Raw genomic sequence first — 13,455 nt, forward strand, 5'->3', positions numbered from 1 at the left:
CCACCGCCACTACGACCGGCCGGACGCCTCGATCAGGTCGCGCAGCTGGGAGCGGGCGGTGACGCCGAGCTTGGGGAAGCTGCGGTAGAGGTGCGAGCCGACGGTGCGCGGAGAGAGGAAGAGCCGTTCGCCGATCTCGCGGTTGCTCAGCCCCTGCGCGGCCAGGCGGATGATGTGCTGCTGCTGCGGGGACAGCGAGGTGAGGGCGTCGGGGTCGGCGGGGGCGGATTCGACACCGGCGGCGCGCAGTTCGGCCTGGGTGCGGTCGATCCAGGAGGGGGCACCGAGGCGCCGGAAGCTTTCCAGCGCGGTGTTCAGCTGGTGGCGCGCCTCGGTGATGCGGTGGCGGCGGCGCAGCCATTCGGCGTGGTCCAGCAGGATCTGCGCGCGTTCGAAGGGCCATTGGCCGCCCGCCGGTTCGGCGAGGGCAGCGGTGAAGTGCGGTTCGGCCCGGGACGGTTCGAGCAGTGCGCGGGCGCGGTGGATCAGGATGCGCATCCGGGGCGAGGGGTCATCGGCGAGCCGCTCGGCGGTGCGCTCCACGATGGCGGCGGCCTCGGCGCCGTGGCCGGTGCGGACGGCCGCGGCGGCCAGTTCGGCGACCCCGGGGTAGGAGCACGCGTAGTGGACGGGGTCGCCGTCGGCGGTGAACAGCAGGCGGAACTGCTCGTACGCGCCGACATGGTCGCCGTCGGCCACCGCGGCCATGCCCAGCGCCCACCGGGCCCGGACGGCGACCGCGCGGCTGCGGTGCGGGTCGACGAGGGACAGCGCGGCCGAGCCCGCGGAGCGGGCCTCGTCGGTTCGTCCGGTCAGCGCGAGCGCGGCGGCCTCGAGCGACCGTGCGGCGGCGTCGAGGTGCGGCAGTCCGGCGCCCGCGGAGTTGGTGTTCACGGCGGCCGTACGGGCCTGCGCCCACCGGCCGTGATCCAAGTACGACCACCCGGCCGAGCAGCCGAGACCGATGGGCAGGGAGCCGCCCAGCCGCCAGCGGTGGAGGGCGTCGTCGAAGATCCGTACCGCGAGTGCGGTCTCGTCGAGCAGCCAGGCCATGGCGCCGAGCGAGATGAGCCGGGCGGGGTCGCCGTCCGCCCGTTCGACCAGCGCCGGGATCGCCGCCACCCGCTGGGACCGGTGCGCGGTGGGGTCGGTCACCGCGAGCGTCCAGGGGTCGTCGTGTGCCCGGGCCCGTACGGCGGCGCGGTATGCCTCGTCGCCCGCGTAGAAGCCCGCCACCGCCGCCGAGGAGAGCGCGACCCGGCGCAACTTGGAGTCCTCCGCCGCCCGCAGCAGCAAGGACATCGCGGTGTCGTGCTCGGTGCTCAGCGTGAGCACCTGGCCCACGCGCAGCGATGCCTCGGCCGACAGCTCCGGGTCGTCGGTGAGCGCGGCGGCCTGCGCGGCGAGCCTGCGCACCCAGTGCGGCTGTCCGGTGGACACCGCGGCTCCCGCCGCTGCCACCAGGCGGCGGGCGCGGTCGCGCCGCCCGGGGCTCAGCTCGGCGGCCCGCTCCAGCGCGGTGGTGGCGGCGGTGTATCCGCCACGCTCCCGGGCCCTGGCCGCCGACTCCTCGAGCGCGGCGGCGATCTCCTCGTCCGGTCCTTCCGCCGCGGCGGCCAGATGCCAGGCGCGGCGGTCGGGCTCGGCGCCGAGCAGCGTGGCGAGGTCGCGGTGGGCCTGACGGCGGGCGGCCAGTGGTGCGGAGTGGTAGATGGCGGACCTGATCAGCGGATGCCGGAAGCGGGCACGCCAGCCGTCGCGCCCGCCGCCGGTGATCCGCAGCAGTCCGGCGGCCTCGGCCGGGGCCAGCGCCTCGACCCGGCCCGCCACCGCCCGGTCGTCCGCCGCGACCAGGAGCAGCGCCTGCCGGGTGGCCTCGGGCAGGGCCTCGAGGTCGGCGGCGAAGACCCGCATCAGGCGGTCGGTGGGCGGCAGGAGCTCCCCGTCGGCGGAACCGGGCGAGTCCGCGCCGCAGGCGCCGTTCGCCCGGGCCAGTTCGATCAGCGCGAGCGGATTTCCGGCGGCCTGGTCGAGGATGCGGAGTCGGCGGCTGCCGGTCGGCGGATACGGCTGCCGGTCCAGCAGGAGGCCCGCGGCGGTCGCGTCCAGCGGGTCGAGCGTGAGCAGGGGAAAGCCGGAGAACGGCGCCGTGGCCCCGCCCCGGGCGCCCTCCCCGGCCCTGGCTCCGGCCAGCACGGCGAGGGGTTCGTCGCCGATGCGCCGGGCGGCGAAGGCGAGCAGCTCCAGCGAGCCCGCGTCGATCCACTGAAGGTCGTCGGCGACCACGAGGACGGGCGACTGCCGGGCGAGGTCCGACAGCAGCGTGAGCAGCGCGACCCCGAGCAACAGCCGGTCGGGCGGGCCGCCGCGTCGGGTATCGGCGCCGTCGGGGTCGGTCTCCCGAAGGTGGGCGCCGTCGGGTTCGGCCTCCCCGAGGTGGGCGTCGCCGGGTTCGGCCTGCCCGGATCCACCGCCCCCGAAGTCGTCCCCCAGGCCCATGGCCCCCAGCAGCGCCGACCGCTGCCGCGCCGGCAGCCGCGCGGTCTCCGCCAGCACCGGCCGCAGCAGCTGGTGCAGCCCCGCGAACGTCAGGTTCGCCTCGCTCTCGCTGCCCGTCATCCGCAGCACCCGGCCCGGGTGGCGATCCGCCGCGAGGCCGAGCAGGGTGCTCTTGCCCGCGCCCGGTTCACCCGTGAGGATCAGCACACCGCTGGTCAGACCGAGTACGGCCGCGCTCTCACTCTCCCGTCCGACCATGGTCATCCTCCGACTCTAGCCCGTGGTGCAGTCATCTGACCGATACCGCCCGGTCCCGCGGACGCGCAGGCTGGAGGCATGGACACCATCACGCTTGGAAACGTCGAGATCACCCGGGTGGTAGAGGTGGCCCCGAGGGGTCTGCCACGCGGCTTCGTCTTTCCCGACGTGGCCCCGGAGCACTGGCGCGCGCACGAGAGCTGGCTGGCCCCCGAATTCCTGGATCCGACCGCCGATGAGATCCGCACGATGATCCAGACCTGGCTGCTCCGCAGCGAGGGCCGGACGATCCTGATCGACACGGGCATCGGCAACGACCGGGAGCGGCCCGGCATGCCGCCCTTCCACCATCTGCATACGAACTACCTCGGGGAGCTGGCCGCGGCCGGGGTCCGCCCGGCCGATGTGGACCTGGTGATCTGCACCCATGTGCACGGGGACCACGTCGGCTGGAACACCTCATGGACGGACGGCGAGTGGCGGCCGACCTTCCCCAACGCGCGGTACCTGATCCCCCGCGTCGACTTCGACTACTGGAACCCGGAGAACGGCCACCGGACCCGCTCCGGCCCCCGGATGACGAATGTGTTCGAGGACAGCGTCGCTCCCGTCCACCGGGCCGGGCAGACCGTGCTGTGGGAGGGCGACCACTACGACGTCGACGGCCGGCTGCGCGTCGAGAGCGCCCCCGGCCACACCCCCGGCTCGTCGGTGGTGCGGCTGCGGTCGGGTACGGATCGGGCGGTCTTCGTGGGCGATCTGATGCACAGCCCGCTACAGATCGTGGAGCCGGACGTGTGCCCCTGCTTCGACGAGGACGAGCCCCGGGCGCGGCTCTCCCGGCGCCGGGTGCTGGGCGAGGCCGCGGACGAGGGCGCGTTGTTGTTCCCCGCGCACTTCCCCGGTGCGAGCGCGGCCGAAGTGCGGCGTGACGGCGAGCGGTTCGCGGTGAAGGAGTGGGCGACATGGCGATGAGCGTGTTCCGGAACATCCCGTACGCGGCCGGGCCGACCGGCGCCGCGCGGTTCGCCGCACCCACCCCCGTGGACGGCGTACCCGGCGCCGACGGGCCCGGGCCGACCGCTCCGGCCCCCGAGCGGCGGTTCCCGGCGGATCTGAGCCCGCTGATGGGCCCGGGCTGGGTGCGTGGCGAGGACTATCTGACGCTCAACGTCTGGACGCCACGCGCCGATGGAAACGCCCCGGTGATGGTCTTCGTGCACGGCGGCGCGTTCCTCTCCGGCACCGGCCAGGCGCCGGTGTACGACGGGACGTCCTTCGCCCGCGACGGCGTGGTCCTGGTCACCCTCAACTATCGCCTCGGCGCGCTGGGTTGGCTCGATCTGCCGGGCGCCCCGCGCAACCGGGGCCTGCTGGACGTGCTCGCGGCGCTGCGATGGGTGCGTGCGCACATCGCGGACTACGGCGGGGATCCGGACCGGGTCACGGTGTTCGGGCAGTCGGCGGGAGCGATGATCATCAGCGCGCTGCTGGTGACGCCCGAGGCCGCCGGGCTGTTCCGGGGCGCGATCAGCCAGAGCGGTGGCCTGCACGCCCTGACCGGCGCGGAGGCGGCGGAGACGACCCGGGCCCTGGCGGACCGGCTGGGCGTTCCGGCCACGGCCGAGGCGTTCGCCGACATCCCCGACGAGCGCCTGGTGTCCGCGCTCGCCGAGGTGCCCGGGGTGGCGCCGAGGCTGTCGCCGCTCGGTGTGGTGCTCGACGGGCTCGACGACGCGCCACCGCCGCATCCGGTGGATCTGCTGGTGGGCACGAACACCCAGGAGTCGCTGCTCTACCGGCGGCCGGAACAGAGCGCGGCCATCGACGCGGTGTTCCGCGACGCCCGCGAGCGGCTGGTGTCCCGTTACGACAAGGCGTTCACCTACGACTTCGACTGGCGGGGCGGGCCGTTCGGCGCGTGCCACGCCGTGGAGCTCCCGTTCGTCTTCGACCACACCGAACTGCCCGCGCTCCGTACGGCGAACGGACTGCTCGGACCGGACATCCCACCGTCGCTGGCCGCGGAGATGCACGGCGCGTGGGTGCGCTTCGCGATGAGCGGGGATCCCGGCTGGTCGGGGACGCACCGGTTCCACTAGGGCGCACGGGGTGCGGCGGGGTGGCCGTGGCGGCGGGTCGGTGTCCGCGCCGCGCGCGGGTCACGGCCGCCTCGTCGTGCCCCGGAACGGTCCTGGGTTCACCAATCGCGGTACCCCCGGCGGCCGTGGCGCGGACCCGGGCGGCGCGTCCGGGCCCGAGCGGCCTCCTCCGCCGGTGGCCGAGGGCGGGCCCGAGCCTCCTCCCCCGGTGGCCGAGGCCGGGCCCGAGCGGCCTCCCCCGGTGGCCGAGACCGGGCGCGAGCGGCCTCCCCCGGTGGCCACGGCCGGGCCCGAGCGGGCTCCTCCTCCGGTGGCCAAACCGGCCAGACCGGCCGGGGCGGTGGCGGCGGGGTCCCGCGCGCACCGGCCGCCTTCTTCTCGTTCCACTCCCCCTCGCCCAGGACGAGCAACGGATCGAACATGATGATGGTCCCCGCGATCACCAGGAAGACCACCGGACCGATCAGCATGGGGAGGATGAGCGAGGCGGGCGCCTCACCGCCCACGGACGCGCTGAGCACATCGTCCAGCCGCACGCTGACCGCGGCCATGCCCGTGTAGTGCATCCCGGTCACGGCGACCCCCATCACCATGCTCGACGCCAGACTGGCGCGGAAGCCCTGGATGGTCACGGCGGCCCAGAGAGCGGCGGTCGCGGCCACGACCGCGATCAGGACGGAGAGCAGGACGGTCGGCACGGAGTACTCCAGGTGCCCCTGCATGCGCATCGCGGACATCCCGATGTAGTGCATGGCCGCGACGCCGAGTCCGGTGAACATACCGGCCGAGAGCAGCACCCCCGGGGAGGTGCCCCGGTAGCCGACCATGAAGACGCCGATGCCGACGACGACGATCGCCACGACGAGGCTGAGCAGGGTGATCGGTATGTCGAAGCCGATCGGGGTCTCCTTCACATGGAAGCCCATCATGGCGATGAAGTGCATCGTCCAGATGCCCGAGCCGATCGACGCGGATCCGAGCGCGAGCCAGCCAGCCTTCCAGGAGCGTTGGGTGCGCACCGACCGGGCGGTGCAGCGTAAGCCGAGGGCTCCTCCCAGACAGGCCATGAGGTAGGCCGCCAGCGGGGTGGCGGCCCCGTAGTTGAACCCGTCGATCGTGCCGTACATGTACGCTCCACCCTTTTCGCCGCGGGGATCCTGTGCAGAAACGTTGGGTCACCGGCGAGGGTAGGGCGCGGGTGAGCACCCCACCCACACATTTGGTCACGCATCGATAAAGGTGTCTCACCGGGCGTGATGGGATGTCACGTGATTCACCTCATGTCCGTTTTCCCCTTTGCCGCAGGTGGGCGGGGTTGTGCCGGGGGCACGTGCCGTCGCGTCCGCGCATCGGCGGCGCGTGACGCCGGGAGTCAGCCGGGTCCATCGCCGGCGGCCGCGAGGAGTGGCACCACCAGATCGCTGATCGGGGTCGGGATGCCGTGGGCCCGTCCGCGGCGCCGCACGACACCGTTGCGGGTGTTCCATTCGAGCGGCCGGTCGGCCTCGCGGTCGGCGAGGATGGAGGTGCCCATGTCGGCCGGGTAGGCCCGGAAGCTTTCAACGATCTCTCCCGGCACCTCGTCGCCCAGTGCCGCGCCCTCGGCCCGGGCGACCTCGAGGCACTCCCGTAGATAGGCCAGGGACAGCTCGGCGATGTCGGCCCTGGCAAACATGCCGGAACGGCGGCCGGTGAGGACCATCAGTCCGGCGACCGCGTTCTGCAACAGCTTGCGCCACGCCACGGACGTGAAGTCCGTGGCCAGGTCGACCGAACACCGAGTGCCGCGCAGCGCCTCGAGCACCACCCGGGACGCCGGGGTGTCCGGCAGGGTGAGGCGCGCTTCGCCGCGCAACCACACCGAACCGTCGGACCGCGCCTGGGCGGGGAACCACACGACCGACGGGATGGCCCGGGCGCCGGAGAGGTGAGGCGCGACCATCGATTCCTGCTCGACGCCGTTCTGTAGAACACAGACCACGGTGTCCGCGCCGCACAACGCCGTCAACCATGGCGCCGCCGCCTCGACCTGTGTCGACTTGACGGCGAGGAAGACCAGGTCGACCGCCCCGTCAGCCTGTGCCGGGTCGGTCCGGACGGGCCCCGGCACGACAACGCGGCCTTCGTCCACGCGCAGTTCGAGGCGTTCACGCGCTGTGCGGCCACAGATCCTCGGCGTACGGCCGGCCTCGTGCAGCGCCGCCGCCACGGTCGTGCCGATCGCCCCCGGGCCCACCACCGCGACGGTTGGTTCCATCGACATCGTCATCATCTCCCTTGTCACCGCGAGGGCCTGACCGCTTCCCGGGGAGCGGGCCCGGGTGGTCCGGTGAGTCGCCCGGATGGGACTTCACGGACGAGGAGTTCGCCGCGACCGCGCCCTCGCTCCATAACGCCGACTTCGTCGCCGTCGCCGTCCACTCCTACCAGCACCGGTTCCAACTCGCCGCAGGGCCCCGGAATCCTGATCGACGACGTACGCCTTCGCGTCGGCCACAACCCGCCCCAGGAAGCACCCGGCGCATTCGCGGACGCGGTCGCCAGGATCCGCTTCCGGGTCGGCGCGTGATCACCGACCTCGCCGGCTCAGCAGGTCGGAGGAAGTCCGCTACGGTTCGGGCAGCGCCCCGAAGGGGCGCGGGGCTGTGTCGATATGCGGCTCCGCCGCGCGGGCGCGACCAGCCACGATGCGGCCGCAGACGCACGACGGCATTTCGCGGCACTTCCCGCGGAGCGCTTAGCGGACCGGGCGGTTCGCGGACGTCTTCTGGTCGGTTTCCGGAAAGAGCGATCAAAGCACTCCTGTGCTCGCGCGGATGGGCGGATGATGAGAGCGGCATGACGAAGGGGGACGTTTCATGCACGGCAGGGATCTCGCGGCATTACGTGACCGCGCCGAACGGGCCGCGGCCGACGCGCTGGCGTGCATCGTCCCGCCCCCACCGGAGGGCCCGGCGGCCACGCGAGCGCCCGACGGTACGGGAACGCCCGACGGCACGCGAACGCCCCACGGCACTCGGTCGCCCGCCACCGCCGACCCCGCCCTGCTCGACCAACACATCACCGAACTCGACCGCCTGGAAGCCGAGTTGGCGGCGGCCGTACCGGCCGAGGACGCGCTGCTGTGCACCGTACGCGCCCGGCTCGGCGGCCTGTACGCCGAGCGCTACGGGCGCAATCCCACGGACGACGACCGGAGCAGGGGGCTGCGGGTGCTGCGGGCCGCCCGCGCGCCTGCGGCGCTGGACCCTCGGGACGAGCGGGCCTCCGCCTTCCACCTGGTGCGGTTGCTGCTGACGCCCGGCATGACGGCCGGATGGGACGGCACGCTGTCCCGTCTCATGGAGTCCTTCGACATAGGGCGCCGAGTGGCGGTGGGCGACCCCGAACTCACCGCCGATCTGGCCGAGTTGCGCGGTCTGGTGGCCGACCTGGCGCCGACCCTGCCCGAAGACGCCGCCGAATCCCTGTTCTGGGCGGCCGACATCCTCGAACGGGTGCCCGCCGTCGTACGCTCCCGGGACCTCGGGCAGATGGCCGACCTGGCCGCCCAGATGGCGCAGCGGCTGCCCGGCCGCAACTCCGAGCTGATGCGGGCGCTGAGCGGCCTGGCCACCGAATTCTCCGGATCCGGGGAGGCGGGCGAGGGCGATGAGGCCGAGGCCATGGCGGAGTCCTCCGAGGAGGAGACCGCCCTCACCTTCGCACAGGCCGCCCTCATGCTGGAGCTCGAAGTGCCCGGCACCATCCGGACCGAGGATCTGGAGGCCCTGGTCAATGAGGTGAGCAAGGGGCCGGCCGGTGAAGAGGCGGAGACCGCGATGCGCGCGGCGATGAGCCGCATGGCGCACGGCATGCGCACGGGGGACGCCGACCGGCTGGCCGAGGCGGCCGAGTTGATCGGCACGGCCGCCGGTACGGGATCCGGCCGGGTGGACTGGATGGCCGGGGTCATATCGCCCGGGCTGCTGGCCGCGGCCAACATCCTGGGCGGCAACCTCACCGACCGCGACCAGGCGCGTGCCCGCCTCGACGCGCTCTTCGGCCCCGCCTCCGCGGTGTTCGAATCCACCCACGCGACCGGGCCCGGCGCGGAGGGGCTGCGGCTGTGCACCCGGTGCATGCACCTTCAGCTGCGGCTCAACGAGGCGCTGGACGAGCGGGACACCGAAACGCTGGAGAACCTGCTGGACGAGCTGCTCGACCTGCTGGAGGAGGCCGGGGAGAACAGCGAATGGCAGTTCCTGGTGCTCTTCCTGCTCGGCCAGGCCCAGTTGAGCCTGGCCACGCTGGACGGCGGGATCCCCGCGCTGCGGGCCGGCGTGGCCTACTTCGAGGAGGCGGCGAACCACCCGAGGCTCCCGACCTTCGCCCAGCCCCTCATGGACGCGCAGTGCGCGCCCCTGCTCGCCCTCTTCTCCATGATCGAACCGGATCCCGCGCGGGTCTCCGAGGCCGTGGCCAGGGCCCGCCGGGCCCTGGACGGCCCCGCCTCGACCCCCGACCAGCGGGTGTGGATCCGGCAGGGCATCGGGCTGGCGCTGCTCGCCGTCCACCGGTCGACCGGCGACCCCTCCGACCTGGAGGAGGCGGTCGGCGAGCTGGAACGGGCCAGGGGGGAACTCACCGAGCGCACCAGCCCGGACATCCGGCAGAAGCTGCTGTGGGAGCTGGCCGAGGCGTACCGCCTGCGCGCCGACCGGGAGCGCGATGACACCGGGGCGGCCGTCGCCACCGCGCATGCCTCGCTGTGGGTGCTGGCCGAGGACGTCCTGCTGCAACTCGGCGCCGAGCACGGCCTCGAGGTGGCCAGGGCGGGGGCCAGCCGTGGGCTGCTCGCCGCCCACTGGGCCGCCGTGGACGGCCGGATCGAGGAGGCCGTGACATCGCTGGAGAACGGGCGGGGCCTGGTGCTGCGCGCCGCGGCAGCGGCCGCCGGGGTCCCCGAGCAGCTGGCCGCCCGGGGCGAGGCGGAGCTGGCCGAGCAGTGGCGGACCGCCGTACGGGACCTCCCGCCCGAGGCCGCGCCGACCGGCGGCGGACTCGCGCCCGGTATCGGCGGCGCACCCGGCATCGGGGGTAGTCCGGAGGAGGTCCGGAACGCGCTCGCGCGGGTCATGCCGGCCGGGGCCGCCCCCGGCGTCGAGATCCCCAGCACGCTGCGCCGCCGCGCGCTGGACGTGCTGCGGCGGGACAGCGGCGAGGCGCCGCTGCGCGGACTGCTCGGCGCCCCCGCCATCGGGGAGTTGCGGGACGGGCTGCGCGCCACCGGCGCCGACGCCCTGGTGTATCTGGTGCCCGGGCAGGGCACCGCCGATGGCGTGGCGGTCCTGGTGCGGAGCACCGGCGAGCCGACGGCGCTGCCACTGCCGGGGCTCGGCGCGCTCGGCCGCGAGCCACTGGAGCACTATCTGGACGCGGGCGCCCGGCGGTCCGCCGTGTCCGAGCAGGGCATGGACGCCCACGCCGAGGCGCATCGCGACTGGGAGGCGGCGCTGGAGGGGCTGTGCGACTGGGCGGGCCCGGCCGTCCTCGCCCCCGTCCTGGACGCGCTGAACGCTCGGGCGGCGGACGACGGGCACGGGAAAACGGAGAACGGGCAGGGGAAAGCGAAGGACGGGCAGGGGGAGCGCGACGCGCCGGTCCGGCTGGTCCTCGTGGCGTGCGGCAACCTCGGTGCCGTTCCGTGGCACGCCGCCCGCCTCCCCCGGCAACGGGCCGACGCACGGCGCCCGTACGCGTACGCCTGCGAGGACACGGTCATCTCGTACGCCGCGTCCGGCGGTGAGTTCCTGCGGGCCGCCCGGCGCGGCCGGGTGCCCGCGAGCGAGCGCGCGGTGCTGGTGGCCGACCCCAGCGGGGATCTGACGTGGGCGCAGGACGAGGTGACGGCCCTGCGTACCGCGTACTACACCGAGGCCCTGCTCTACGGCTGGCACGAGGACGCGCCCAAGAACGCGCTGGGCACGCCCGATGACGTGCTCTCCCACCTCCCCGGAGGCCCGGCCGCGCCCGCCGCCTCGCTGCTGCATCTGGTGGTGCACGGCCTGGCCGGGCTGCGGCCCACCGACTCGGCCCTCCACCTGGCCGGCCCGGACACCACGGACCCCCAGGGCCCCGCGGACACCCAGGACCCGGGCAAGCTGACGGTGACGCGCATCCTCGACGTACCCGCCGGGGAGCCGGCCGCCACCGGGCCGCTGATCGTGCTCAGCGCCTGTGAGACGGACCTCAGCAGCCGTGACCACGACGAGGCGCTGACCCCGACCACCGCACTGCTGGCGCGCGGCGCCACGGATGTGGTCGGTTCGCGGTGGAAGGTCTCGGACAGCGCCTCGGCCGCGCTGATGGTGGTCTTCCACCACCAGCTGACCGTGGCCGGGCTGGCTCCGCCGGACGCGCTGCGCGCCGCCCAGCTGTGGATGCTCGACCACGACCGCCATCCCGTCCCCGGGCTGACCGGGCTCCTGCTGGCCGAGACGCAGAGCGACGCGGGGAGTCTGGCCCGGGCCGTCTCCTGGGCCGGATTCATCCACCAGGGCAACCCCGCTCCCCACGCACCCGTGGAAGGACGACAGCCATGACCACCGACGATCTCCTGGAGCTGCTGCGCCGGCATCTGCCGGAGATCCGCGCCTCGCTCACCGCCGCGCAGTTCAGCGGCTTCCAGGACAGTGTGCTGCGGCTGCGAACCGCCGGAGACGACACCAGGGCCGTGCGCGGTGCGGTGCGGCAGGTGCGGCTGGCGCTGCTGCCCCTCCCCCGCGAGATGGAACTGCGCAGAAAACTGGACCAGTTCCGGTCCGGGGGCGCCGCGCCCTCCGCCGTCCTGCCGGACACCGACCGGCTGGCCGAGCTGATCCGGCTGCTGGACTCCGTGGACTGGCCGACCCTGGACCCCGAGAGCGCCGAGATCGCCCGGGCCGTACGGCAGCGGTTGCTGACCGCCCCCGCGCGGGGCCCTGAGCAGCTCACCGGCACGGCCGCCGAGGATCCCGCCGGGGCCGGGCTGATCCGCCTGTCCGATCCCGAACGCGGCGACCGTTACCCGGACTTCCAGTTCGACCCGGACACCGGTGAGCCACGGCCGGTGGTACAGCGGATCAACAGAATGCTGCTGTCGGACCAGGACCCGTGGGGCGCCGCCGACTGGTGGCTCGGCGGCAACACCTGGCTGCGCGACGCGCCCGCCGCCCTGGTGGGGCGGGTGCCGGACGCACGGCTGACCGAGGCCGCCGCCGCGCTGATCGGAGACGGCGGATGGTGAGGCAGGCGCCCCCCGAGGGCGCGCGGATGAGCCCGAACCTGTTCGTCCTGAGCGCGGGCACCGAGCTGTGGAGGTGTCATGAAACGGCCTACGCCTGCACCGAGTTCAACCCGAAGCCCGCGCACTCCTTCTTCGGCGGCAACCGCTTCGACGCCACCGCCGAGGACCGGTATCCGTATCTCTACGCGGCGGTGGCACCGACCACCACCCTCGCCGAGGTGATGCTGCGGGACATGGAGTTCACCGGGCCGGAGGGGCGGCGTCAGGTGCCGTGGGCGCTGGCGGCCACCCGCTCGCTGTCCAAGGTGCGGGTGACCGAGGACCTGGTCCTGGTGCGGCTGATCGAGGAGGAGGACCTGGCCGCGGTGTTCCAGACCTCCTGGCTGCTGGAGACGGACGAGTACGCGCAGACCCGCGCCTGGGCGCGGGAGATCCGGCGTCAGGTGCCGGACGCGCAGGGGCTGGTGTGGCAGTCGCGGCGGCACCGCCCGCACCCCGCCCTGGTGCTGTTCGGCGACCGCTGCGGGGAGGAGCCGCTGAAGGCGGTGCCCGGCCAGGCCCACAACCTGGGCACGTTCGAGGGGGCGGGCGAGGCCAACCAGCTGCTGGCACCGCTGCGGGCGGTCATCATTCCGCCCGGTATGCGGGCATGAGCGCGCGGGGCGGCACGGGGGTCCGTCCCGCGACCCGCCCGGCACCGGCTCAGCCGGTGCCGGGCTCCGGTCCGTACAGCCGTACGGCGAAGCTGACCCGCAGCCCGAGCCGCAGCTGGTCGCCGTCGCGGACGGGGGTGCGCACACCCGCCGCGATCCGGGCGCCGTTCAGATACGTACCGTTGCGGCTGCCCGCTTCGGGCTCCTCGACCCAGGCGGTGCCATCCGGCTCCACCGTGATCGAGGCATGACGGCGGGAGACCTTGTTCCAGCCCGCGAACGCGGCGGCGGTCCGCGGCGCCCAGTCCGGGTGGCGGCCCAGGCGCAGCGGAGGGCCCGGGCCGTGGCGGAGTTCCAGACAGGGGTCGGCGCAGACCAGCAGCGCATGGGTGCGGGCACGGCCGCAGGACGCGCAGCGGGTGTCCCGGGGGGCCACCGGTGCACGGCAGTTCCAGCAGGGCGCGGACACCTCGACCCCGGCCGGGGGCGGCGCGGGCCGGGGCTCGGGCCGGGGTTCGGGCGGGGGCCGTTCCTCCGGAGCCGCCGCGTCCGCCCTCCCCGCCGCGTCTGCTTCCGCCGGTCCCGCCGGTGCCGCCGGTCCGGCCGTTTCCGCTTGACCCACCGGAGCCGCCGGTGCTTCCTCCTCCTCGTCGTCCGGCTCGCGCCACCACCCCGC

The 13,455-nt window shown here is 74.2% G+C and carries 9 protein-coding genes; 5 read left to right on the top strand and 4 right to left on the bottom strand.

What is annotated here, in order from left to right:
- Positions 1 to 9: 9 nt before the first annotated feature.
- Positions 10 to 2,763 (bottom strand): helix-turn-helix transcriptional regulator, encoded by a 2,754-nt coding sequence (locus tag ACT2CW_RS14080; RefSeq protein ID WP_445516792.1) that lies wholly within the window; start codon positions 2,761 to 2,763, stop codon positions 10 to 12.
- 72 nt (positions 2,764 to 2,835) lie between these two features.
- Between ACT2CW_RS14080 and ACT2CW_RS14085 the strand changes: the two genes are divergently transcribed.
- Positions 2,836 to 3,732 (top strand): MBL fold metallo-hydrolase, encoded by an 897-nt coding sequence (locus ACT2CW_RS14085; protein ID WP_445516793.1) that lies wholly within the window; start codon positions 2,836 to 2,838, stop codon positions 3,730 to 3,732.
- Positions 3,723 to 4,859, top strand: a complete 1,137-nt coding sequence (locus tag ACT2CW_RS14090; protein WP_445516794.1) for a carboxylesterase family protein — start codon at positions 3,723 to 3,725, stop codon at positions 4,857 to 4,859. Before ACT2CW_RS14085 ends, ACT2CW_RS14090 begins: the two co-directional genes overlap by 10 nt.
- A gap of 98 nt (positions 4,860 to 4,957) precedes the next feature.
- On the opposite strand, the gene ACT2CW_RS14095 is transcribed toward ACT2CW_RS14090, so the two are convergent.
- A complete protein-coding gene (locus ACT2CW_RS14095) occupies positions 4,958 to 5,986 on the bottom strand; it encodes an MHYT domain-containing protein (protein ID WP_445516795.1) in 1,029 nt (342 codons plus the stop codon).
- Between the two features lie 245 nt (positions 5,987 to 6,231).
- Positions 6,232 to 7,122 (bottom strand): oxidoreductase, encoded by an 891-nt coding sequence (locus ACT2CW_RS14100; protein WP_445516796.1) that lies wholly within the window; start codon positions 7,120 to 7,122, stop codon positions 6,232 to 6,234.
- A gap of 595 nt (positions 7,123 to 7,717) precedes the next feature.
- Between ACT2CW_RS14100 and ACT2CW_RS14105 the strand changes: the two genes are divergently transcribed.
- Genes ACT2CW_RS14105 through ACT2CW_RS14115 form a run of 3 tightly spaced genes read left to right on the top strand, consistent with a single transcriptional unit; the run spans position 7,718 to position 12,779 of the window.
- On the top strand, positions 7,718 to 11,443 hold the full coding sequence (locus ACT2CW_RS14105; RefSeq protein WP_445516797.1) for a CHAT domain-containing protein: 3,726 nt from the start codon (positions 7,718 to 7,720) through the stop codon (positions 11,441 to 11,443).
- The gene (locus tag ACT2CW_RS14110) at positions 11,440 to 12,126 is read left to right on the top strand and encodes a hypothetical protein (protein ID WP_445516798.1); all 687 of its coding nucleotides are present in this window, start codon (positions 11,440 to 11,442) and stop codon (positions 12,124 to 12,126) included. Before ACT2CW_RS14105 ends, ACT2CW_RS14110 begins: the two co-directional genes overlap by 4 nt.
- A gap of 26 nt (positions 12,127 to 12,152) precedes the next feature.
- Positions 12,153 to 12,779 carry an RES family NAD+ phosphorylase gene (locus tag ACT2CW_RS14115; RefSeq protein WP_445516799.1) on the top strand — a complete coding sequence of 209 codons (627 nt, stop codon included), beginning with the start codon at positions 12,153 to 12,155 and terminating at the stop codon, positions 12,777 to 12,779.
- A 49-nt stretch (positions 12,780 to 12,828) separates the two neighbouring features.
- On the opposite strand, the gene ACT2CW_RS14120 is transcribed toward ACT2CW_RS14115, so the two are convergent.
- Complete coding sequence (locus ACT2CW_RS14120; RefSeq protein WP_445516800.1) at positions 12,829 to 13,215, bottom strand: FHA domain-containing protein; 387 nt, start codon at positions 13,213 to 13,215, stop codon at positions 12,829 to 12,831.
- Between the last annotated feature and the right edge of the window lie 240 nt (positions 13,216 to 13,455).

It is taken from the genome of Streptomyces sp. NEAU-174 (assembly GCF_052665095.1).

Coding starts and splice junctions, on each gene's coding strand:
- ACT2CW_RS14080 (WP_445516792.1), bottom strand. CDS start 2,763: ATGACCATGGTCGGACGGGAGAGTGAGAGCGCGGCCGTACTCGGTCTG.
- ACT2CW_RS14085 (WP_445516793.1), top strand. CDS start 2,836: ATGGACACCATCACGCTTGGAAACGTCGAGATCACCCGGGTGGTAGAG.
- ACT2CW_RS14090 (WP_445516794.1), top strand. CDS start 3,723: ATGGCGATGAGCGTGTTCCGGAACATCCCGTACGCGGCCGGGCCGACC.
- ACT2CW_RS14095 (WP_445516795.1), bottom strand. CDS start 5,986: ATGTACGGCACGATCGACGGGTTCAACTACGGGGCCGCCACCCCGCTG.
- ACT2CW_RS14100 (WP_445516796.1), bottom strand. CDS start 7,122: ATGTCGATGGAACCAACCGTCGCGGTGGTGGGCCCGGGGGCGATCGGC.
- ACT2CW_RS14105 (WP_445516797.1), top strand. CDS start 7,718: ATGCACGGCAGGGATCTCGCGGCATTACGTGACCGCGCCGAACGGGCC.
- ACT2CW_RS14110 (WP_445516798.1), top strand. CDS start 11,440: ATGACCACCGACGATCTCCTGGAGCTGCTGCGCCGGCATCTGCCGGAG.
- ACT2CW_RS14115 (WP_445516799.1), top strand. CDS start 12,153: ATGAGCCCGAACCTGTTCGTCCTGAGCGCGGGCACCGAGCTGTGGAGG.